This is a genomic window from Cellulosimicrobium sp. BMG9.23, from assembly GCF_059159985.1.
Map to the genome: position 1 here is coordinate 22246 of NZ_JBZGBZ010000006.1, position 22588 is coordinate 44833.

Annotated in this window: 19 protein-coding genes; 10 read left to right on the plus strand and 9 right to left on the minus strand. The window is 75.2% G+C overall.

What is annotated here, in order from left to right:
* From AC4H2G_RS10875 to AC4H2G_RS10885, 3 genes are read right to left on the minus strand one after another with little or no spacing between them, the layout of a single operon-like run.
* Positions 1–2877: a cation-translocating P-type ATPase gene (locus AC4H2G_RS10875; protein WP_494365784.1), complete on the minus strand. Its 2877-nt coding sequence runs from the start codon at positions 2875–2877 to the stop codon at positions 1–3.
* Positions 2878–2927: 50 nt separating this feature from the next.
* Positions 2928–3350, minus strand: coding sequence for a type II toxin-antitoxin system VapC family toxin (locus tag AC4H2G_RS10880; protein ID WP_494365785.1), 423 nt, complete (start codon positions 3348–3350; stop codon positions 2928–2930).
* Positions 3347–3604 (minus strand): type II toxin-antitoxin system Phd/YefM family antitoxin, encoded by a 258-nt coding sequence (locus AC4H2G_RS10885; protein ID WP_494365786.1) that lies wholly within the window; start codon positions 3602–3604, stop codon positions 3347–3349. The genes AC4H2G_RS10880 and AC4H2G_RS10885 overlap by 4 nt, the downstream gene beginning before the upstream one ends.
* 146 nt (positions 3605–3750) lie before the next feature.
* Here AC4H2G_RS10885 and AC4H2G_RS10890 point away from each other — a divergent pair, with 146 nt between their 5' ends.
* From AC4H2G_RS10890 to AC4H2G_RS10900, 3 genes are all read left to right on the plus strand, one after another.
* The gene (locus tag AC4H2G_RS10890) at positions 3751–7092 is read left to right on the plus strand and encodes a hypothetical protein (RefSeq protein ID WP_494365787.1); all 3342 of its coding nucleotides are present in this window, start codon (positions 3751–3753) and stop codon (positions 7090–7092) included.
* Positions 7093–7110: 18 nt separating this feature from the next.
* Positions 7111–7989, plus strand: coding sequence for a TrmH family RNA methyltransferase (locus AC4H2G_RS10895; RefSeq protein ID WP_494365788.1), 879 nt, complete (start codon positions 7111–7113; stop codon positions 7987–7989).
* 99 nt (positions 7990–8088) lie between these two features.
* Positions 8089–10326, plus strand: coding sequence for a HelD family protein (locus AC4H2G_RS10900; RefSeq protein WP_494365789.1), 2238 nt, complete (start codon positions 8089–8091; stop codon positions 10324–10326).
* A 10-nt stretch (positions 10327–10336) separates the two neighbouring features.
* Here AC4H2G_RS10900 and AC4H2G_RS10905 read toward each other — a convergent pair whose 3' ends face one another.
* The 4 genes from AC4H2G_RS10905 to AC4H2G_RS10920 all read right to left on the minus strand — a co-directional run bounded on the left by AC4H2G_RS10905 (position 10337) and on the right by AC4H2G_RS10920 (position 13179).
* Positions 10337–11041, minus strand: coding sequence for an alpha/beta hydrolase (locus AC4H2G_RS10905; protein WP_494365790.1), 705 nt, complete (start codon positions 11039–11041; stop codon positions 10337–10339).
* Complete coding sequence (locus tag AC4H2G_RS10910) at positions 11038–11871, minus strand: alpha/beta fold hydrolase (protein WP_494365791.1); 834 nt, start codon at positions 11869–11871, stop codon at positions 11038–11040. The genes AC4H2G_RS10905 and AC4H2G_RS10910 overlap by 4 nt, the downstream gene beginning before the upstream one ends.
* Before the next feature lie 133 nt (positions 11872–12004).
* The gene (locus AC4H2G_RS10915) at positions 12005–12454 is read right to left on the minus strand and encodes an SRPBCC family protein (protein ID WP_494365792.1); all 450 of its coding nucleotides are present in this window, start codon (positions 12452–12454) and stop codon (positions 12005–12007) included.
* Between the two features lie 95 nt (positions 12455–12549).
* Positions 12550–13179 (minus strand): nucleotidyltransferase family protein, encoded by a 630-nt coding sequence (locus AC4H2G_RS10920; RefSeq protein WP_494365793.1) that lies wholly within the window; start codon positions 13177–13179, stop codon positions 12550–12552.
* 133 nt (positions 13180–13312) lie between these two features.
* Between AC4H2G_RS10920 and AC4H2G_RS10925 the strand changes: the two genes are divergently transcribed.
* The 5 genes from AC4H2G_RS10925 to AC4H2G_RS10945 all read left to right on the plus strand — a co-directional run bounded on the left by AC4H2G_RS10925 (position 13313) and on the right by AC4H2G_RS10945 (position 19610).
* Positions 13313–14179 (plus strand): endonuclease/exonuclease/phosphatase family protein, encoded by an 867-nt coding sequence (locus AC4H2G_RS10925; protein ID WP_494365794.1) that lies wholly within the window; start codon positions 13313–13315, stop codon positions 14177–14179.
* Between the two features lie 84 nt (positions 14180–14263).
* The gene (locus AC4H2G_RS10930; RefSeq protein WP_494365795.1) at positions 14264–15124 is read left to right on the plus strand and encodes an ABC transporter ATP-binding protein; all 861 of its coding nucleotides are present in this window, start codon (positions 14264–14266) and stop codon (positions 15122–15124) included.
* A gap of 100 nt (positions 15125–15224) precedes the next feature.
* Entirely contained in the window at positions 15225–16223 is a 999-nt protein-coding gene (locus AC4H2G_RS10935; protein WP_494365796.1) for an ABC transporter substrate-binding protein, read from the plus strand.
* A 67-nt stretch (positions 16224–16290) separates the two neighbouring features.
* The gene (locus AC4H2G_RS10940; protein WP_494365797.1) at positions 16291–18468 is read left to right on the plus strand and encodes an iron ABC transporter permease; all 2178 of its coding nucleotides are present in this window, start codon (positions 16291–16293) and stop codon (positions 18466–18468) included.
* 80 nt (positions 18469–18548) lie between these two features.
* Positions 18549–19610: a siderophore-interacting protein gene (locus AC4H2G_RS10945; RefSeq protein ID WP_494365798.1), complete on the plus strand. Its 1062-nt coding sequence runs from the start codon at positions 18549–18551 to the stop codon at positions 19608–19610.
* Positions 19611–19623: 13 nt separating this feature from the next.
* Here the strand turns inward: AC4H2G_RS10945 and AC4H2G_RS10950 are convergent, their stop codons facing one another.
* Complete coding sequence (locus tag AC4H2G_RS10950; RefSeq protein ID WP_494365799.1) at positions 19624–20247, minus strand: histidine phosphatase family protein; 624 nt, start codon at positions 20245–20247, stop codon at positions 19624–19626.
* Between the two features lie 20 nt (positions 20248–20267).
* Complete coding sequence (locus AC4H2G_RS10955) at positions 20268–21452, minus strand: PEP/pyruvate-binding domain-containing protein (protein ID WP_494365800.1); 1185 nt, start codon at positions 21450–21452, stop codon at positions 20268–20270.
* A 58-nt stretch (positions 21453–21510) separates the two neighbouring features.
* On the opposite strand from AC4H2G_RS10955, the gene AC4H2G_RS10960 reads away from it, so the two are divergent.
* On the plus strand, positions 21511–21897 hold the full coding sequence (locus tag AC4H2G_RS10960) for a DNA-binding protein (RefSeq protein WP_494365801.1): 387 nt from the start codon (positions 21511–21513) through the stop codon (positions 21895–21897).
* Positions 21894–22529: a transcriptional regulator gene (locus AC4H2G_RS10965; protein ID WP_494365802.1), complete on the plus strand. Its 636-nt coding sequence runs from the start codon at positions 21894–21896 to the stop codon at positions 22527–22529. The genes AC4H2G_RS10960 and AC4H2G_RS10965 overlap by 4 nt, the downstream gene beginning before the upstream one ends.
* Positions 22530–22588 lie beyond the last annotated feature (59 nt).

Consider the following 22588-nt stretch of genomic DNA (forward strand, 5'->3'; position numbering starts at 1 on the left):
TCAGCGGCGCATCGCGAGCTCCGGGACGTGGTCGCGCGCCAGCCAGCGCCGGTCGACCCACTTCGTGACCTCGACGAGCAGGAACACCACGACCGAGAGCCCGAGCGTCTTGCCCCACTCCGCGAGGTCGATCGGGGCCGACTCGAACCACGTGTGCATGAACGGCGTGTAGACGAAGACCACCTGGAGCACGAGCAGCGTGGCGGCCGAGATCCAGACGACGCGGTTGCCGCGCAGGACGTCGACCGTGAGGCTCGAGCGGTCGAGGAACCGGCAGTTGAACAGGTACGCGAGCTGGCCGAGCGCGAGCATCGTCACGGCCGTCGTCTGCGCCTCGGCGAGCGGCACGCCCTGCGCCCGCTCGACGTAGAACAGCAGGATCGTCGCGCCACCGATGAGCAACGACACGAGCAGGACCCGGCGCAGGTACGCGCCGTCGAGGATCGACGCGCCGGGGTCGCGCGGCGCGCGGCGCATGACGTCGGGCTCGGCCCTCTCGTACGCGAGCGCGAGAGACAGCGTGACCGCGGTGATCATGTTGATCCACAGGACCTGGACCGGTTGCAGGGGGAGCGTCAGCCCGAACAGCACGGCGACGAGGATGACGAGCGACTGCGCCCCGTTGGTCGGCAGGAGGAACAGCACCGACTTGCGGATGTTGTCGTAGATCCGGCGCCCCTCCTTGACGGCGCGCTCGATCGTCGCGAAGTTGTCGTCCGCGAGGACGACCTCCGCGGCCTCCTTCGTCGCCTCGGTGCCCTTGATGCCCATCGCGACGCCGACGTCCGCCTGCGTGAGCGCGGGTGCGTCGTTCACGCCGTCGCCCGTCATGGCGACGACCTCGCCGTGCGACTGGAGCGCGGAGACGATCCGGATCTTGTGCTCGGGGCTCGTGCGCGCGTAGACGTCGACGTCGCGCACCACGGCGCGCAGCTTCTCCGTCGACATCGCCTCGAGCTCCGGACCGGTGAGCACCGCAGGGGCGGTGGGCTCGCCGCCGTCGGCACCGTGGGCGTCCACGATACCCATCTCGCGCCCGATCGCGACCGCGGTGCCCGCGTGGTCGCCCGTGATCATCTTCACGCGGATGCCGGCGTCGCGGCACTCGGCGATCGCCGCGACGGCCTCGGGCCGCGGCGGGTCGACGATCCCGACGAGCCCGCAGAGCTCGAGCCCCGTCGCGACGTCGTCAGCGTCGAGCGTCGACGTCCCGTCCGCCGCGCGTGCCCGAGCCGCGGCGAGGACGCGCAGCCCACGCGCGCCGAGCGCGTCGATCTGCTGCTCCCACAGGTCCCGGTCGAGCGGCACCGGCCGCCCGTCCGCGCCGGTCTGCGTCGCGCAGCGGTCGAGCACCCGGTCCGGGGCTCCCTTGACGTGCACGTGCAGCGCGCCGGCACTGTCAGCGTCCAGCGTCGCCATGAACTTGTTCTCCGACTCGAACGGCACGACGGCGACGCGCCGCCACCCCGTCGGGTCGACGCCCGCCTTCATGCCGAGCGTGCGCAGCGCCCCCTCGGTCGGCTCGCCGACCAGGCGCCACCCGTCCGCGTCGGTGTCGTCGGGCACGATGCGCGCGTCGTTGCACAGCATCATGGCGGTCGCTACCGCAGCGAGGTCCGGGTCGTCGTCCAGGTCCGCGTGACGTGTGCCCGACGACGACGGGTCGCCCCGCCCGGCCGGCGCGCCGGGTGCGTCGCCCGCCCCGCCCGACCCCGCGACGTCGGGCACGAGCGTCACCTCGCCGACCGGCGCATACCCGGCGCCCGCGACCGCGAACGCCCGCGCGGCCGTGCGCACCGTGCGCGCGGTCATCTCGTTCTTCGTGAGCGTCCCGGTCTTGTCCGAGCAGATCGTCGTGACCGAGCCGAGCGTCTCGACCGCCGGGAGCTTGCGTGTGATCGCGCGCCGCCGCGCCATCTGCTGCACGCCGAGCGCGAGCGTGATGGTCACGAGCGCGGGCAGCCCCTCGGGGACCGCCGCGACGGCGAAGCCGATGGACGCCGAGATGAGCTCGGGCACCGAGAAGTCGTGGACCACGCGCCCGATGACCACCATGACGGCAGCCATCGCGAGGATGAGGACGGCGAGGATCTTGCCGAAGCGGTCGAGCTGACGCGTGAGCGGTGTCTCGAGGTTGCGGACCTCGGAGATCATCGTCTGGATGCGCCCGATCTCGGTCGCCTGACCGGTGGCGGTCACGACCCCGACGCCCTGGCCGGCGGCGACGATGGTCCCCGAGAAGAGCATGCTCGTGCGGTCCCCGACGCCCGCGTCGGCCTCCACCTCGGCGACCTTCTTCGACGACGCCACCGACTCGCCCGTGAGCGCCGACTCCTCGACGCGCAGGTTCGTCGCCTGCAGGAGCCGCACGTCGGCCGGCACCTTGTCGCCCGAGCGCACGCGCACGACGTCGCCCGGCACGACGTCGTCGGCGTCGATGTTCGTCCACGCCCCGTCGCGCCGGACCTGCGCGGTCACGGAGAGCATGTTGCGGATGCCGTCGAGCGCGCTCTCGGCCCGGCCCTCCTGGATGAACCCGATGGCCGCGTTGATGACGGCGACCGCGAGGATCACGGTGAAGTCGACCCAGTCGCCGAGGATCGCCTTGAGCACGGCGGACACGAGCAGGATGTAGATGAGGATGTCGTCGAAGTGGACCAGGATCCGCTTCCACAGCGGGTCGCGCTGCGGCGGTGCGAGACGGTTCGGCCCGACCTCCGCGAGGCGTGCGGCGGCGTCGTCGCCCGTGATCCCGTCGTCGGTCGAGCGCAGCGCGGCGACGACGTCGGCAGGCGGCCGCGACCACGGCGCGGCGAGCGCGGGGTCGTCGGCGAGGGTCGTGGTGGAGGTCGGCACGGCGTCCGGCGCGGGTCCCATGTGCCCATTCGACCGCTCGCGGGCGCATCGCGCGAGAGGGCGAACGTCCTTCAGCGTCCGCTCGGGTCCGTGAACGGGTCGACGACGGGGACGCCCGTGTCACGGAAGTCCCGCGCGTTGCGGGTCGCGACCGTGAGGCCGTGCACGAGCGCGGTCGCCGCGAGCAGGGAGTCCACGGCCGGGAGCGTCCGCGTCGCGTGCAGCGTCGACCACCGTGCGGCGACGTCGAGGGTCACGGGCAGAAGGCGGTCGGCGTAGCCGTCCTCCAGCCCGCGGACCCACGCGTCGAGGGCGCTCGCCCGTCGCGGGTCGCGGAGAGCCAGTCGTTCGACGCCGGTGCGGATCTCCCCGATCGTCAGCACGGAGAGATGGAGCTGGTCCGTGCGCAGCCCGCGGAGCCACGACACGACGTGCGTGTGGGGTCGCGACCTGACCAGCTCGGAGACGACGTCCGTGTCGAGCAGATACCTCATGAACCGGTCCCCAGGTCGACCTCGCGCGGCGTGGAGCGGTCGCGCACGACCTCGAGGTCGTCGGCCTCGGGCGCCTGCAGGAGGTAGTCGGCGAGCTCCAGTCGGACTCCCGTCAGCTCGTGGTAGAGGTCGATCCCCACGACCACGGCGACGTCCTTGCCGTGCCGAGTGATCACCTGGGGTGTGCCGTCGGCTGCCTGCCGCAGCACCTCGCTGAGACGCTGCTTCGCGTCCTGGACCTGCCAGCTGGCCATCGTCATCACCTCCCGCGAATCAGTCTAGACAGTCTGGACAGAACTCGCGACGTCGTCCGGTGGCAGGTTTCCGCCGCGCCGCCCTCCCTACGTCGTGGGCAGCGTCGCGCGACGGCCGCGCGACGCGGACGTCGGAGGTGGGCAGGATGCCTGACGAGCGCACGACCGAGCAGACCGTCCTCGAGCTGCGGATCCACGGCGTGGCGAACACGCCGCCGCACGGGATGCTCGACCTCCCGCCCGGTGAGGTCGAGCAGTGCGACGGCGACGGACTGGGCAGCTTCTGGGTACCGACGCCCGCTGCGGACGAGCGCGACCGCATCCCGGGGACCGGGACCGTGCCGGTCGCGCCGGGCGACCTCCACGCGATCCGCGCCGACGTCCGGCGCGAGGCCTATTCATGGGGGGCGATGGCACGCCTCGGGGCCTTCCCCCTGTCCGGGGTCGTGGGCGCCGTCGGGCGCGGGCTCACGCGCGCGCTGTGGGCCCTCAACGTGCCGTTCGGCCTCGCGAACGTGGCGTACTGGGCCCGGCGCGTCCCAGGGGCGGAGGACGGGGACATCGGCCATGACCCGGCCCGGCGCGCCGACGAGACCGTGGAGCGGGCACGACCCGAGGCCGCGGCGGCGGCCGTGCGCCTGTTCGGCCTCGCGCTCACCCTCCTGCTCACCGCCGCGGTGACGACGGTGACGGTCCTCGTCGTCGGCACGCGCTGCATGGGTGCCGTGGCACCGGACGCCACGACCGTCGACGTGTGCGCGCGCGTCCCGGCGGTGCTCGACGGCCTGGCCCGGACCGACCACGGCGACCGCGTGGTGCTGCTCTCGCTCGTCCCGATCGCCGTCGTCCTGCTGCTGGTCGCCGTCGCGCGCGCCGGTCAGGTCCGGTTCGACGAGCGCGTCTCCCTCGCCCGCGCGGGTCAGGTGCGGGTCGGGGCCGGGACGGGCCCGCTGCTGTACCGGGCGGGCTTCTGGAGCCGGCGTGTCGCCGGTCCCTCGGCCCTCCTCGCGCACCTCGCCGGGGCGATCGCCCTGGTCGCCGTCCTGCTCGCCTGGACCGACGACCGGTCGAGGTCGGGCACGGCCCTCCTCGTGGCCGGGGCGGTCGTCGTCGCCCTGAGCGGGGTGGTCGTCGCGCTGCGCAACGACGACGACGGGATCCAGGTGACGCCGCCTCGCTGGAAGGGCGCCCTCGCCGTCGCCACGCTCGCCCTCGCGGTCGTCCTCTGGATCGCCGCCGCGATGGTCAGCGCACGGCGGGCCCCGGGGGCCGCGCTGCCGTCGTACGTCGGGATCGACGTGGCACCCACGATGCTCGGCGCCGCCCTGACCGGGATCGCCGCGGCCGCGCTGCTGTGGCGGCGGCGCGTCCCGACGGTCATGTGGGCCGCGGTGCCCGTGGTGGTCACGGCGTGCCTCGCCGTCGTCGCCGTCGCCCGGGTCGTGGACGACGGCGGTGCGGTCGCCGCGTACGGCCAGACGGCGAACGCGCTCCTCGTCTGGGGCGCCGTCGCGGCGCTCGCGGTGCCGCTCGGCGTCGCGCTCGTCCCGGCGCTCTCGCCGGCCCGTCGGCAGGGCCCCGAGCGCTGGTCGGGCTGGTCGGGTGCTGGTCCCGGGGTGTTCCTGCTGACCGCCACCGCGACCGCGGCGGTGCTCACGAGCCTGCTGGTCCTGGGGACCCAGGTGTACCTGGCCGGCGGGCGGGACACGCGCCCGGACGCTGACGGGCAGCTCAGCATCGCGATCGTCCGCACCGTCCCCGGCGTGCAGGACCTGCCCGTCCCCTCCGCGTACACCGAGTTCGGCATCAGCGCCCTCGTGCTGTGCGCGACCGCCCTCGTCGGGCTGCTCGCGCTCGCCGCGCCGGGGCTGCACGACCTCACGCGCCCCTGGACGACCTGGATCGGGCGCGCCGCCAGGACGAGTTCCGACACGATCGGACCGACGGCCTGGGCGGCGTCGAGCATCACCGAGGCTGAGCGGCGCCGGACCGAGGGCACGCGGCAGCGGGTCGCCGACATCCCCGTCGCGGCACGTCGCGCCGTCCGCGCCCGACAGGTCGCCGCGGTGACCCACCGGGCGGAGAACGCCGTCGGGGTCCTCGCCCTCGCGTCCTGGTGCACGCTCGTCGTGACGATCCTGCTCGGGCGGACGGGGGAGTCGGTCGCCGGGGTGTGGGACCTCGGCTGGGACCAGCTCGCGGCCGTCGCGGTGCCCGCCGTCGGGGCGCTCGCCCTCGCGCTCGTGGCGAGCTTCGTCGCCGCGGGCTCGGAGGGGTTCTCCCGGCCCTGGGGCCTGCTGTGGGACCTCATGTGCTTCCTGCCGCGCAGCGCGCACCCGTTCGGCCCGCCGTGCTATGCGGAGCGCACCGTCCCCGAGGTCGCGGCGCGCGTCGAGTCGTGGCTCGACGCCGAGGACCTGCCGCTCGCCCGGCGCGTCGCCGCGGCACCCCGGCGTCGCGTCGTGCTCTCGGCGCACTCGCTCGGCGCCGTCATGGCCGTCGCCGTCGTGCTGGGCCGTGCGGGGAACCCGGCGCCACGCACCGGTGAGCTCTCTCCCGAGCTCCGGACGGACGGCGACGGGCGGCTGGGGCTCCTCACGTACGGGGTCCAGCTCCGTCCCTACTTCGGCCGGTTCTTCCCGTCCCTGCTCGGTCCGCAGGTGCTCGGGACGCCGCCCTGCGGCGGACCGGCGTGGCGCGGGGACCCGTGGCTCCGGCAGACCACGAACCCCCGGGTCGCGCTGCGCGAGGCCGTGCGGCAGCTGCGTCCCGCGGCGCGAGCCGGGAGCGAGGCACAGAACGTGTTCGACGAGCATGCCGCGCTCCGCAGGACGGCTGTCGCGCGGGACGCCGAGCTCCGGCAGGCCGAGTCCCGGCTGCGGGCGGCGACGGCGCACAAGCTGCCGGAGGCCCGCCTCGAGGAGCTGCGCGACGACGTCGACGCCGCCAGGAAGGCGCTCAAGGCCGCCAGGGTCCCGCTCGAGGCGTCGGAGGACGCCGTGACAGGTCCGGTCGTGGCGGAACGACGTGCGCTCGAGGTCGAGGCCGACGCCGCGGAGCGTGCCTACCGCGCCACGCGCCTCCACGACGAGAAGGCGACGGCCGAGCGGCGGGACGCCGACGCCGCCTGGTCCCGCGCGTGGGCCGGGCCCGGCTCCGCGCCGCTCGACCCGGCGACGCCCACGCTCGCCCGGCTCCTGCGGCACGGCGAACGGCTGCCCGCGTGGGTCAACCTGTGGCGCCGCACGGACTTCCTCGGCTTCCCCGTCGTGTCCTACGGGACGAACCCCGTGGACCGGGGGGCCGACGAGGTCGACCGCGGCGCCTACCTCCTCACCGTGGCGGCCCACAGCGCGTATCCCCGAGCATGGGCCTACCACCGGGCTCTCGACACGGTGCTCGACCGGCTCGGGACGCCAGCGCCTGCCGCGAGCACCAGCCGGACCGCCCGGCGGCCGGTGCGCAGGATGCCCGCCACGGTCGGCTGATCGTGGAGAATCGACGGCGTGATCCCCGAGAGCGTGCACGTCGTCCGCGTCACCGACCCTGCCGACGAACGGCTCGCCGACTACACGAGCCTCACGGACGTGGCGCTGCGCGCGAAGCACGAGCCGGAGAAGGGCCTGTACATCGCGGAGAGCTCGACCGTCATCCGTCGCGCGCTCGCCGCGGGGCACCGGCCGCGGTCGTTCCTCATGGCGGAGCGCTGGCTCGCGGACCTCGCCGAGGACATCGAGGAGCTCGCCGTGCGGTTCCCCGTCGACGACGCCCCGGGCGGCACAGGCGAGCCCGTGCCGGTGTTCGTCGGCGAGCCCGACGTGCTCGAGGCGATCACAGGGTTCCACCTGCACCGCGGGGCGCTCGCGGCCATGCACCGGCCGCCGCTGCCGAGCGTCCACGAGCTCGTGACCGGCGCTCGCGGCGGCGCGGGTGCCCGGCGCGTGGCGGTCATCGAGGACGTCGTGGACCACACGAACGTGGGCGCGATCTTCCGCTCGGCCGCCGCGCTCGGCGTCGACGCCGTGCTCGTCTCGCCGCGGTGCGCCGACCCGCTGTACCGCAGGTCCGTGCGGGTCAGCATGGGCACGGTGTTCCAGGTCCCGTGGACGCGGTTCGAGACCTGGCCCGGCGGGCTCGCGGCGCTGCAGGAGGACGGCTTCACCGTCGCGGCGCTCGCGCTGTCCGACGACGCGGTGAGCCTGGACGAGCTCGTCGCCGACGCGCCGGAGCGCCTCGCGCTCGTCCTCGGGACCGAGGGCGACGGGCTGTCGCGCGGCGCGGTCGAGGCGGCGGACCAGGTCGTGAAGATCCCCATGGCCGGGGGAGTGGACTCGCTGAACGTCGCGGCGGCGTCGGCGGTGGCGTTCTGGGCGACGCGGTCCTGACCTCAGGGGACGCCTTCCGGACGACTTTCGGTCGCCGGGAACAACCTGGCGCACCGGCGCGTTGGCCTCGTGTCCGTACGTCGTACGAGAAGAGGTTCCATGCCGGTCCAGCCCTCCCCGTCCATCACCGCCCCTGGCACCACGCTGCAGGAGATCACCCCGCACGACGCGGCGGCGCACGCCCTGGCCGAGGAGCAGCGGCATCTCGATGCCGCGCTCGCACGCAGGGTACAGCTGCTCGACGAGCTGGACGCGCAGCTCGCGGCGCCCGCCGAGACCGACACGTCCGGGGCGGACGGCGCCGTCGAGCACTCCCGCCGCGCCGGGTTGCGACGGCGTCGGGCCGAGCTCGAGCACGCGGACAGCGGGCTCGTCTTCGGCCGCATCGACACGGTCGGCGGGGTGACGCGCCACGTCGGCCGTGTCGGGATCGCCGCGGCGGACGGCGACGCAGACCCGCTCGTGCTCGACTGGCGCGCACCGGGTGCGCGCGCCTTCTACACCGCGACGGCGCTCGAGCCGCAGGGCCTCGCGCGCCGTCGGCACGTGCGCACCTCCGGGAAGCGCGTGACGGGCGTTGACGACGAGCCGCTCGACGGCGTCGACGGCGACGGAGCAGACGACGGGCTCGTCGGCGAGGGCGCACTGCTCGCCGCCCTGTCCGAGCGCCGCACGGGACGCATGGGGACCGCCGTCGCGACGCTCCAGACCGAGCAGGACGCGATCGTGCGCGCGCCGGCGGACGGGACGCTCGTCGTGCAGGGCGGGCCGGGCACGGGCAAGACCGTCGTGGCGCTGCACCGCGTCGCCTACCTGCTGTTCACCCACCCGCACCTCGCCGAGCGGGGCGTCCTCCTGCTCGGCCCGTCGACCCGGTTCCTCGAGTACGTCGCCCAGGTGCTGCCCGCGCTCGGCGAGACGGCCGTCGTGTCGGCGACGTGCGACACGCTCGTGCCCGGCGTCGTGCCCGAGCGCGAGGAGGAGCGCGACGTCGCCGAGATCAAGGGCCGCGCGCTCTGGCAGGACGTGGTCGGCCGGTACGCCGACGCGCTCGTCCCGGGCGCTCGGGCGCTCGCGGTGCGGGTCGACGGCGAGCCGCACACGCTCGATGCCGACCGGGTCTCGCGCGTTCTGCGCGCCGCCCGGGCCGGGGGCCGCAGCGTGCTCGCCGCACGCCGTCGAGCGCACGACCTGCTGCTCGACGCGCTCGTGGACGAGGTCGCGGCGCGCCATGCGGAGCTGCTCGAGCGGGTGGAGGAAGGGTTCGAGGACGTGCTCGGCCGCCTCGACGCAGGGCTCGCGGCGCGCGACGACCGCGCGGCGACCACCGGCGCGAAGGGCGGCGACGTCGACGGGGAGCTCACGGAGGACGATCTCGAGCGGCTGCGCGGCGACCTCGCGCGCGACCCCGCGGTGACGACCGTGCTCGACGCCTGGTGGCCGGTCGTCGATCCGCGCACCGCGCTGGACGACCTGCTGGGCGACGCCACGCTGCTCTCCCGCCTCGCGCCGGAGCTCTCGGCGGCGGAGGTCCGCCGCGTCGTGGCCGAGCCCCTCGCGCTCGCGCCGAGCGACGTCCCGCTCCTCGACGCGCTCGCCGACGCGCTCGGCACCCGGGACGAGCCGGGCGACCCGGGCGAGTTCGTCGCCGGGCGGGCGGCGGCGCGGCGGGACTGGGTGTACGGGCACGTCGTGGTGGACGAGGCGCAGGAGCTGTCGCCCATGCAGTGGCACATGGTGCTGCGCCGCAGCCCGACCCGGTCCGTGACCGCCGTGGGCGACGTCGACCAGACCCGGGCACCGCACCCCCACACCGACTGGGACGACGCCGTCGGCCCCGTGCTCGGGACTCGTTGGCGTCGTGCCGACCTGACGATCTGCTACCGCACGCCGCGCGAGGTGATGGAGCTCGTCGGTCCGGTGCTGCGCCGGGCGGGCAGCCGCAGCACGCCGCCGCGCGCGGTGCGCTCGTCGGGGGTCCCGCCGCGCGACGTGACGTCGGGCGCAGCCGGGCTCGGGGCGGTCGTCGCGGCCGAGGTCGCCGCGCTCGCCGCGCGGTACGACGGCGGCACGGTCGGCGTCGTGGCGCCGCACGCGCGGCTCGCGGTGCTGCGCGACGCCGTCGGCGACGCCGTGCCCGACGAGTTCCCCGACGTCCCCGTGCTCGGCGCGTCGGAGGCCAAGGGCCTCGAGTGGGACGCGGTGGTCGTCGTGGACCCCGACGGCGTCGCCGCGGAGCCGCGCGGTTGGAACGGGCTGTACGTCGCGATGACCCGGTGCACGCAGGAGCTCGTGCGGGTGACGGTGGGCGTCGGGGCGGCCCCCGGCGCGCCATGACCGCGACGGCTCAGCGCGAGGCGGTGGACCGGGACAGGCGCTCGACCTCGCGCACGACGACCGCCACGACGCGCGGGTCGCCGAGCGGCTTGAAGTGGCCGGACACGGGGAGCTCGACGTTCGTCGCGCCCGGCAGCGCGCCGGTCTCGGGGATGTGCGGGTCGAACCGCGGGTAGACGGCGGTGATGCGCGCGTCGACGGCGCGCTCCGCCACGAGAGCGAGGAGCTCGGCGTCGGTGGGGGAGAACGCGCGCAGCGTGCGGCCCACCAGGTAACGGGCCCAGCGCGAGCCGCGGAACGGCGTCGCGACCGCGACCATCCCGGCGACGCGGTCGCCGGCGGGGGAGAGCATGACGCGCTTGCCGATGAGCCCGCCCTTGCTGTGCGCGACGAGCACGGCACCGCGCAGGTCGGCCGTCTCGAGGTACGCCGCGGCGAGGTCGGCGCCCGCGGCGACGGACTCGCGGTTGTACCGCAGGTCCGGCACGACGTGCACCGGGTGGCCCGCCGCGGCGAGCGCGCGAGCCTCGGGCGCGAGGAACTGCCAGGTCTCGTAGACGCCGGGCAGCAGCAGGACGGGGGCACGGTCACCTGCGCCGCTCGGCACCGGCCGACGGGGACGCAGGCCGTGCTCGACCTGGCGGACGCCGGCGTAGGCGTAGTCGGCGGCCCAGTGCGCCAGGTGTCGGGCACGGTCCAGGAGGCTCACGCTCACCGGGCGACCTCTCCGACGTCCCGTGCGGCGTCGAGGACCGCGTCGACGAGCGCGCCCGGGTCCGAGTCCATCGCGTGGTGGCGACCGGCAACCTCGCGCAGCTCGCCGTGAAGCGCGGCGTCCGCGAGCTCGCGGGCCCAGGCGTGCGGCGCGATCGGGTCGTCCCTGCCGCGCAGCACGACGACGTGCCCTGGCACGCGCGGCAGGACCTCCTCGAGCCGGTGGTCCAGCATGCGGCGCACCTGGCGCGCGTAGTAGGGCAGCGTGCAACGCAGGACGTAGTCGACGGCGAGCGTGCCGAGCGCGCGCGGGCGCTCGCCGAACCCGTCGCGCAGGAGACGCAGAGCGTGGCGCGGCGCGGTGCGTGCGTGGCGGTCCGCGGTCGGTCCGACGAGCACGCCCGCGGGCGCCTCGCGCGGGTGGTCGGCCATCGCCTGCCCGACGATCTGCCCACCCATCGAGTGGCCCACCAGCACGACCGGAGGTGCGGGGACGTCGTCGGGCACCACCGCCAGGACGCGGTCGCGGACGTACGCGGCGACGAGCGCCGCGTGCTCCGCGAGCGGGACGTCGCGCCCGGTGCGAGGCGCGGCGCCGTACCCCGGCAGGTCGATCGCGTGGACGGCGGCGCGGACGTCGTCGCGGCGCGCGAGCTCGTCGACGATCGGGCGGAAGGCGCGGGAGGACGAACCCAGGCCGTGCACGAGCACGACGACGACCTCCGGATCGGCGGACCCGCCGACGTGCGCGACGGCGGTCAGGTCGCCGACGGTGAACCGTCTGTCCGCCTCGTCCCGCGTCGGGATCCAGGACGAGGCGCGGGTCGGCATGGGCCCAGCATGCGGGAGGTGCGGCCGGTGCGCACGGCCGGCCCGGAACGGAGGCAGGGCGGTGCGACCGGCGGAACGACGAGAGCGGGCCCGGGGAGACCCCGGACCCGCTCCGTCGTGGTTCGTGCGGCTGTCAGCTCACGTCGCCGCGCCACGCGCCCGTCTCGACGCCGCGCGACTCGATGAACTCCTTGAACCGCGCGAGGTCGCCCTTCACGCGGCGCTCGTCGAGCTGGAGCAGGTCGCCGGCCTTCTCCACGACGCCCTCGGGCGACCAGTCGAGCTGGACCGTCACGCGCGTCTCGGCGTCGCTCAGCCGGTGGAACGTCACGACGCCCGCGTGGTCGGGGCCGGACGTGCTGTTCCACGCGACGCGCTCGTCGGGGTGCTGCTCGGTGATCTCGGCGTCGAACTCGCGCTCGACGCCGCCGATCTTCGTCCTCCAGTGGGTGTGCGTCGGGTCGAGCTGGCGGATCTCCTCCACGCCCTCCATGAAGCGGGGGAACTCCTCGAACTGCGTCCACTGGTCGTAGGCCGTGCGGACGGGGACGCTGACGTCGATCGACTGGGTGACGGTGCTCATCGAGAGACCTCCTGGTGTCGGGGGCGGTTCCCCTCCACCCTGAGCACGATCACGCCCGCTCGCGCGCCGAGCGCTCGGCGCGAGACGCGCGGCGGTCACTCCACGTGGCTCGACGGGTCGCCCGAGGCGGGGCCGGACGCCGCGTCGCGCTCCGCGGCGGGGTCGCGCATCTCCGCCTTGTCGACGACGCCGAGCTCGTCGAGGAGGAAGAGGAACGCGCGGGCGTACGGGTTGTCGTCGACCCGCTCGCGCACCTCGGGCCACGCGATCTGCTCGCGCATCGCCCGGGCCACCGGGAGCAGGCGCGAGAAGTCGCAGAAGTGCTCGCCGATCACGCGCAGCTTCGACGCCATGATCTCCGTCGCCGACAGCACGGGCATGCGGACCGCGAGCACCTCGAGCTCGTCGGTGCGCGCCAGCAGGTCGTCGTCGATCGGCTCGCCGACCATGCGGTACAGCACGTCGACGAGCTCGCCGTGGTGATACGCCTTGAACAGCCAGTTCTCCGTCGGCTCCGTGATCTCGAGCCCCGCCTCGGCCAGCACCTCGCGCGCCCGGTCCACGTCGACCTCCCGGATCGCGAAGTCGGCGTCGTGGCTGGGCTCCGGGGCTCCGCGGGCCCACGCGGCGTACCCGCCGACGAGGGCGTGCGGTATCCCGGCCTCGGCGAGCGCGGCCGCCGTCATGCGCAGGCCGTCGTGCAGGGCCTCTCTGTCGTCCACCATGCCCCAGGGTCTACACCACGTGCCGTCCACCGGCACGTCGCGCGACCGTCGTGCGCGCGTCGTGCGTGCGGTGGCGCACCGGACGGATCGTGCGGGGGTGCGGCGTCACGCCGACGCCCCCAGAATCGAGGCGATGCGCCTCGCGACGTTCAACATCCTCCACGGGCGGTCGACGGTCGACGACAGGGTCGACGTCGACCGGTTCGCGGCCGCGGTCCGCGCGCTCGACGCCGACGTCCTCGCGCTGCAGGAGGTCGACCGCGACCAGCCGCGGTCCCACGGCGCCGACCTGACGGCCGTCGCCGCCGAGGCCGCGGGTGCGGTCGACCACCGGTTCGTGGCGACGCTCGTCGGCGAGCCGGGGGTCTGGTCCGCACCCACCGGCGAGCAGCAGCCGGGCCAGGCGGCGTACGGGATCGCCGTCGTGAGCCGGTTCCCGGTCCGCTCGTGGCGGACCGTCGTCATGCCTCCGCCCCGCACGCGCGTCCCGGTGCGCTTCCCCGGCAGCCGCGTGCCCACGCTCGTGCGCGACGAGCCGCGGGCCGCCCTCGTCGCGAGCGTCGACGCCCCCGCCGGCCCGCTGACGGTCGTGTGCGCGCACCTGACCTTCGTGCCGGGACGCAACCTCACCCAGCTCGTCCGGCTGACGCGCTCGCTCGTCGAGGACACGCCGGCGGGCGAGCCCGTCGTGCTCATGGGCGACCTCAACGTCGACGCGCCGCAGGCCGCCCGCACGAGCGGGTGGCAGCCGCTGGCGAGCGCCCCGACGTTCCCGGTCGGTACGCCCGCGCGCCAGCTCGACCACGTGCTCGCCCACGGGGCGGTCCGCGCCACCGCGCCGGGCGTCGCGGTGGACACGGGGCTGTCCGACCACCGGGCGCTCGTCGTGCCCGTCGCGCTCGGCGGCGAGCATGCCGCGTCGCCCACGCGCGCGCACGCTGCGGACGAGGACCGCGCGCCGTCGGTCCACCCGCAGGAGCACGGCGCTCGGCGCGCGTGACGGACGAGCGTGACGAGCGAGCGTGACGACGGTCGCACCGGACACCCTGGCTCAGGCGGCCCGACATAGATTAGCCTCACCTTTGTGAGTGCACCCTCAGTCGAGACCTCGACTCCCCGCCGGCCCGGTGCCGCAGCGCTGTCCGGCCACGACCTGCACCTGTCGTACGACGCTCGGACCGTCGTGCACGGCGCCGGTCTCGACCTCGTCCCGGGCGAGGTCACGGCCCTCATCGGGCCGAACGGGTCGGGCAAGTCCACCCTCCTGCGCTCGCTGGCCCGCCTGCACCGGCCCGACGCCGGCTCCGTCACGCTCGACGACGCGACCGACGCCCTGGCGCTGCACCCCAAGGACTTCGCGCGGCGCGTGACGTTGCTGTCCCAGAGCCGGCCCACGCCGTCGGGCGTCTGCGTGCGCGACGTCGTCGCCTACGGCCGCCACCCCTACCGCGGGCGGTTCCGCGCGAACGACCCCGACGGCCCGCGCGCGATCACGCACGCGATGGAGGTGACCGGGGTCGCGACGATGGCCGACCGCGGCGTCGACGAGCTGTCCGGCGGCGAGCTGCAGCGCGTGTGGCTCGCGACGTGCCTCGCGCAGGACACCGGCGTGCTCCTGCTCGACGAGCCCACGACGTACCTCGACCTGCGCTACCAGGTCGAGCTGCTCGACCTCGTGCGCGACCTGGCGACCGAGCACGGGGTCGCCGTCGGCGTCGTCCTGCACGACCTCAACCAGGCCGCCTCCGTGGCCGACCACGTGGTCCTGCTCCACCACGGCGTGGTGCGCGCGGCCGGGCCCGCCGACGAGGTGCTCACCTCGGAGCTGCTCACCGCGGTGTACGGCATCCACGTCGACGTCTACACGCACCCGCTCACGGGCCGCACGTGCTGCGAGCCGCTCGGGCGGCACGCCGCCCGGGTCGGCGCCGCCGTGCTCGTCTGACCACCCGCAGAACGACCCTCATCCCGCAACGCCCGGGCCTCGCTCGGCCTCCTGCCGCACCGTCGCGCCCGGCACCTACCCCGAACCTGTGAGGACACGCATGCGCTCGACCCGAACCCGATCCCTCGCCGCGGGGGCGCTCGCGCTCGCCACGACGTTCGCGCTCGCCGCCTGCGGCACGACCGAGGACCCGGCGGACGCCGCGACCGACGACGGGGCGGCCGACGCGGCCTCCGGTCCGGTGACGTACACCGACGAGCGCGGCGAGCACACGCTCGACGCCCCGGCGACCGAGATCGTCTCCCTCGAGTGGGGCCTCACGGAGAACCTCGTCGCGCTCGGCGTCGAGCCCGTCGGCCAGGCCGACGTCGAGGGCTACAACACGTGGGACACGGTCGCGCCGATCGACGCGAGCACGCCCGACGTCGGCACGCGCGGCGAGCCCAGCCTGGACGCCATCTCGGCGCTCGAGCCGGACCTCGTCGTCACGACGACGGACCTGCCGGAGAACGTCGTCGCGCAGATCGAGGAGGTCGCGCCGGTGCTCGTGCTGCGCGGCTCCGACGGCGAGGACCCGATCGGCTACATGCGATCCACGGTCGAGACCCTGGGCGCCGTCACGGGCCGCGAGGACGAGGCGACCGCCGCGCTCGGGGAGTACGACGCGACGATCGCGGACGCCACGGCGGCGCTCGACGAGGCCGGTCTCGCGGGGGCCGAGTTCGCCATGGCCGACGGCTGGATCACCAACGGTGCCGTGTCCGTGCGCATGTACACCCCGGGCTCGTTCTTCGGCGCGATCGGCGAGGAGCTCGGCCTCATCAACACCTGGACCGAGGGCGGCGACCCCGACTACGGCCTCGCGCAGACCGACGTCGAGGGTCTGACCCAGCTCGGGGACGTGCAGTTCCTCTACGTCGCGAGCGAGTCGGAGCCGAACCCGTTCACCGACGGCCTCGCGGGCAACGCCGTGTGGGAGCAGCTGCCGTTCGTCGTCTCCGGTGACGTGCACCGCCTGCCCGACGGCATCTGGATGTTCGGCGGCCCGCTGTCCGCGTCGGCCTACGCCGACGCGGTCGTCGACGCCCTGACCGCCTGACCCTCCCCACCACCGCCGGCGTCGAGCCCGCGGCAACAAGGCTGACGAGAAGGCTGACGAGACGACTGTGACGAGGCGAGAGCACACGACGGCGGAGCCGGACACCCTTCTCCTGGAGGACCCGGCTCCGGCCGTCGTGCCGACATCCGGACCCGCCCGCGGGGGCGGCCCCGCCGGGACCACGGCGGCGCGCGTGCCGACGTCACGCCTCGGCATCACCGGGGCGTTCGTCGTCGCGGTCGTGGTCGCGGCCGTCCTCGCCGCCGTGCACCTCACGCAGGGAACGGCCGACGTCGGACCGCTCGACCTGCTGCGCCTGGCCACCGGCGGGGAAGGCGTCGACCAGACCGTCGCCGTCCTCGTGGCCTCGCGCGTTCCCCGACTTCTCGCGGGCCTGCTGCTGGGCGTCGCGCTCGGCGTCGCGGGCGCGGTGCTGCAGTCGGTCGCGCGCAACCCGCTCGCGTCCCCGGACACGCTCGCGGTGAACGCCGGCGCGTACCTCACGGTCGTGGTCGTCGCCGCGTTCGGCCTCTCGATCCCGTTCTACCTCCAGGGCGGTCTGGCGTTCCTCGGCGGGCTCGCCGCGGCCGGGCTCGTGCTCGTGCTCGCGCGCGGCGGTGCCGACGGGCCGACCCGCCTCGTGCTCGCCGGGTCCGCGATCATGCTCGCGCTGCACTCGCTGACGATGGTCCTCCTCGTGCTGTTCGAGCAGGAGACGATGGGTCTCTTCGCGTGGGGGAGCGGGTCCATCGTCCAGTCGGGCACCCGCACCGTCGCGATGGCGACACCGGTCGTCGTGGTCGGCGTCCTCGCCGCCCTCGTCCTGTCGCGCCGCCTCGACCTCCTCGGGCTCGGCGACGACGCCGCGACCGTCCTCGGCGTCGACGTGCGCCGCACGCGTGTCGTCGCGGTCCTCGTCGCCGTGCTGCTCGCCGCGATCGCGGTGACCGTCGCGGGCCCGGTCGGGTTCGTCGGGCTCGCGGCCCCCGTCGTCGCGCGGCTCGTCGCGCGCCGCGTCCCCGGGCTCGGGCGGCACGTGCTGCTCCTGCCGTTCGCGGCGATCGTCGGCGTGGTCGTCGTCCTCGGCGCGGACGTCCTGCTGCGCCTCCTGCTCCCGGGCATCCTGTCCATCGCGGTGCCCACGGGCATCGTCACGACCGTCCTCGGCGCGATCCTGCTGATCTGGCTCGCACGGCGTCTGCGCGACTCCGGCTCGGGGGCCCGCGGCGCGCACGGCGCGCTCAGCCGGCCGCGCTCGCGGCGGGCCGTGATCGTGGTCGTCGTCGTGCTGGTGCTCGCGGTCGTTGCGGCGACCGTCGCGGGGCTCCTGCTCGGCGACCGGGTCGTGCTGCTCGGCGACGTGGCGAACTGGTGGGACGGCGTCGCCGGACGGCACGTGACGTTCGTGCTCGACCAGCGCGTCCCGCGCGTGCTCGCCGCCCTGCTCGCCGGCGCTGCGCTCGCGCTCGCCGGCACGATCGTCCAGGCCGTGTGCCGCAACCCGCTCGCCGAGCCCAGCCTGCTCGGCGTGACGTCGGGGGCCGGGCTCGGCGCCGTGACGATGATCCTCCTCGTGCCGGGCGTCGGGATCTGGCCGATGTCCGCCGCCGCGGCGGTCGGGGCCTTCGCGGTGTTCGGCCTGGTCTACGGCCTGTCGTACCGCGGCGGGCTGAGCTCGGACCGGCTCGTGCTCATCGGCATCGGCGCCCAGGCCGGCGTCATGGCCCTCATCACGCTGCTCGTCGTCGTCGTCGCGCCGTGGGACGTGAACCTCGCGCTCACCTGGCTGTCGGGCTCGACGTACGGGCGCACGCTCGAGCAGCTCCTGCCCGTCGCGCTCGCGCTCCTGGTCATCACGCCGCTCGCCGCCGTGTACCGCCGCGACCTCGACGTCGTCGCGCTCGACGACGACACGCCGCGCGTCCTCGGCGTCGCGCTCGATCGCACGCGCCTGCTCCTGCTCGCCGCCGCGGCCCTGCTCACCGCCGCGGCCGTGTGCGCCATCGGCGCGCTCGCGTTCGTGGGGCTCGTCGCCCCGCACGCGGCGCGGGCGCTCGTGGGCGCCCGGCACGCACGCGTGATCCCCGTCGCGATGCTCCTCGGCGCGCTCCTGGTCTCCGTCGCGGACACGCTCGGGCGCGTCGTCATCGCGCCCGAGCAGATCCCCGCGGGCCTCGGCACGGCCCTGCTCGGCGCGCCGTACTTCGTCTACCTGCTCTGGCGCAGCCGGGGCCGGGGCGCGTGACGCGGATCACCAGGCCCGGCGCCCGTCCGCAGCCCGGACGGGTTGACCCGGGCGGGGCCGCGTAGGTTAGCCTCACCTGTGTGAGTCAGACCGTCGAGACGCCCCGGACCGCCGCCCGTCGCCGCCCCGCCGCACGGGCCGCCGCGCGCACCGCGAGCCCGTGGCAGTTCTTCGACGTCGAGGTCGCCCGGATCGAGCAGATCACGCCGAGCTTCCGTCGCTTCACGTTCACCGGTCCCGCGCTCGAGCACTTCGCCGACCCGGGCCGCGACGTGCGCATCAAGTTCGTCCTGCCCGCCCCGGACGGCGGCTACGAGCACCTCGTGCGTTCCGACGACTGGTACGCCGCGTGGCGCGCCCAGCCCGAGCAGCGGCGCAACCCGTTCCGCACCTACACGACCGTCGCCGTACGCCCCGAGGCGCGCGAGGTCGACGTCGACGTCGTGCTCCACGGGGACGCCGGGCCGGCCTCGCGCTGGGCGCTCACGGCGGAGGTCGGCACGCCGCTCGTCCTGCTCGGCCCGGACGCACGCTTCGACGGCCCGGCCGGCGGCATCGAGTTCCACCCGCCGGCGCGCGCCCACGCGCTCCTGCTCGCGGGCGACGAGACCGCGCTGCCCGCGATCGCCGCGATCTGCGAGGACCTGCCCGCCGACGCGTGGGGCGAGGTCTACGTCGAGGTGCCGCACGCCCGGGACGCGCGCACGCTCGTCGCGCCGCCCGGGGTGCGCGTGACGTTCCTGGCACGCGACGCCGCGGCTGCGCCCTGCGACCTGACCGACGACCTGACCGCCGACGAGACCGACGACCTGGCTGGTGACCGTACGCCCGCGGAGCACGGTGCGCTCCTCGTGCCCGCCGTGAAGGACGCCGCCGAGCGCATCCTGGCCGCCGGTGTGCTGGGCACGGACCCGCCGACGCAGTGCGTCACCGCGGACGCGCTGGAGGACGTCGACATCGACGCGTCGATCCTCTGGGAGGTCCCGGCCCTGCTCGAGGACGAGACCGTCCTCTACGCGTGGCTCGCGGGAGAGGCGAGCGCGATCAAGACCCTGCGCCGCCACCTCGTCGCCGAGCTGGGCGTCGACCGCAGGGCCGTCGCGTTCATGGGCTACTGGCGCGAGGGCCGCGCGGAGAGCTGACGCAGCCGCGGCCTCACGGTCGCGTGACACCGCGGAAGCCGGTCCAGCGCAGCTCGACGGGCAGGTGGCCCAGGTCGTTGAACATCACGACCGTGGGCGGCAGGCCCGTGCGGTGCTCGATCACCGTCAGCGCGGCGTTGGCGCTGTCGAGGCCGAGCCAGCGGGCCGGGGGAGCGTCGAGCGCGTGGCGCACGAGCCAGGCGATCGGGTAGGCGTGGGTGACGAGGACCTCGTGGACGTCGTCGGCCTGCCGCGCCGAGCGGGGAACCGGAGCGGGAGCCGACGCGAAGCGGGCGACCAACGCCTGCGCGGTCCTGTGTCCGGCGTCGGCCTCCTCCGCGTCGTAGCCGTCGAAGAACGGGATCCACGACGGGGGCGTCTCGGCGGGAGCGGGGACGTAGGGGACGTGGTCGACGAGCTCGGGAGCCTCGGCGACCAGCACGTGCGCGGGCAGGTGCCGGGCGAGCTCGTGGGCGCTCGCGACGGCCCGCGGGAGCGGGGAGTGCCACACGGCGTCGATCGGGAGCGCGGTGAGGCGCTCGCCCAGCAGGCCGGCCTGTCGTCGGCCCGTGTCGGTGAGCGTGCCGAACGGGTCGGCGTCGCCGTGCCGGGCGATGTAGAGGTGTCGGGTCGACATGGGTGCACGGGCCTCTCTGGTCAGGTGCCGGACGCGGTGACGGTGCTGGCCGGGGTGACGGTGCCGGCGGCGCCGTCGAGGGTGACGACGGCGCCGTCCGGGAGCAGCGCGGTCGCACCGGGGACGCCGAGGACCGCGGGGATCTGCTGCTCACGGGCGACGATCGCGGCGTGGGAGAGCGCGCCTCCGGTCTCGGTGACGACGCCGGCGACGATGCGCAGCAGGGGTGTCCAGGCCGGGTCGGTCCAGAGGCAGACCAGGACGTCGCCGGGGCGCACCCGGCCGAAGTCCTCGGGACCGCGGACGACCCGCGCCGTGCCGGTCGCGATCCCGCGGCTGCCCGGCGTCCCTGTCAGCGTGGCGGTCGTGGAGACGGGGGTATCAGCGCGTGCCGGTGGTGGGGCGGCCGTGACCGGCCGTGACTGCAGGATCCACACGTGACCGCCGACGACGGCCCACTCGACGTCCTGGGGACCGCCGAGCAGGGCGGCGACCTCCTGACCGAGCCGTGCGAGCCGCACCGCGGTCGCGTCGTCGAGCGTCGCCCGGGTGCGATCGGCGGCGGGCACGTCGCGCGTGACGAGGCGAGCGCCGTCGCGGTCGAGGCGGGTCCGCTTGTCGGCGACGGTCCGGGCGACCGACCCGTCCGCGGCGAGGCGGTACGCGTCCGGGGTGACCGTGCCTCCGACGACGCTCGGACCGAGGCCCCAGGACGACTCGATCCGGGTCGTGCCGTCGGGCGCGGTGGGCGTGAACAGGACGCCGGAGACGTCGGCGTCGACGAGACGCTGGACGAGCACGGCCATCGCCGGGGCGCCGGTCGAACGGGCGCCCTTGGAGGCGCCTCGATACGTGACGGCACGTGACGAGTGGAGCGAGTCCCAGCAGGCCCGGACGGCGTCGGCGACCGCGCCGACGCCGCGCACCGCGAGCACGCTCTCGTGCTGTCCCGCGGCCGATGCCTCTGCGGTGTCCTCGCCGTCGGCCGACGACCGCACCGCGACCGGCGGGTCGCCGAGGTCCTCGAGACCGACGGCGAGCGCGTCGAGCAGGCGTGCCGGCAGCGCGCCGGCCGTCGCGCGGTACTCGTCGAACGGGACGACGAAGCCGTCGGGCACCGCCGCACCCGCACGCAGCAGGACGCCGAGCGCGGCCGCCTTGCCGCCGCTCGTGCTCGCCGTGGCGTCCCGGAGGGGAACGATCATCCCGCATCCTCTCAACAAGACGTTGACAACATTGTGTTGATTGTGCAGGATCGACGGCATGACGGGCAAGGACGACGCCGCGCGGGCCGATCACCGCCAGGCGCGACGCGAGCAGGACGCGCGCGAGCAGGTGCTCGCTCTCGGCGCCGACGCCCTCGGCGAGCGCCCGTGGCGCCCGGCGTCCGTGCCGCCGTCGGCCGTGGACCTCGCGCAGTTCGCGCTCTGGCGGTCCACCGACCTGGCTCCTGACGGCGTCCTCGCCGCGCTCGCGCTGCTCCCTGCCGCACGCGCCGAGGTCGAGGGGCTCGAGGCGGGCCTGCTGTTCACCGCGCGCAGCGCGGGCCTGACCTGGGCCCAGATCGCCGACGCGACGGGATTCAACTCCCCCCAGGCGTGCCAGCAGCACTACGGGCGTCTCACGGCCAGGCGTGGTGCCGCCTCGTGACCCACGACTCGGCCACCGACCTCCTGGTCCTGCACGCCGTGCGGATCCTCGGGTTCGCCGACTCCGCCGCGATCGCCGGCCGCTTCGGGCTCGACCCGGCGGTCACGGTCGACCTGCTCCGGGACGCCGCGGCGCGCGGCTGGGTGGACCACGCCGCCTTCGCGGGCCTGGAGGGCTGGTCGCTGATCGGCGCCGGCAGGGCCGAGAACGAGCGTCGCCTGGCGGCGGAGCTCGCGAGCACCGGGGCGGGCGACGAGATCCGTGCGGTGTACCGCGAGTTCCTGCCGCTGAACGCGAGGCTCCAGCGTGCCTGCACCGACTGGCAGCTGTACCCCGCCGCGGGCGACCGGCTCGCCGTGAACGACCACACCGACCCCACCTGGGACGGCCGCGTCCTCGACGAGCTCGACGCGCTCGCGCAGGCCCTCGCGCCGCTGGTCGCCCGCCTGCGGTCCGTGCTCACCCGGTTCGGCGGGTACGACACGCGGTTCTCCGGTGCGTCGGAGCGTGCCCGCGCAGGGGACGGTGGCTGGGTCGACCGCACCGACGTCGACTCGTGCCACCGGGTGTGGTTCGAGCTCCACGAGGACCTCGTCGCGACCCAGGGTCTCGACCGCGGCGTGCACGCCTGACGTCGGCATCGAGACGGGCATGCGGCGGGCAGGGGTCGGTGCGGTCGGGGGACGGGGTG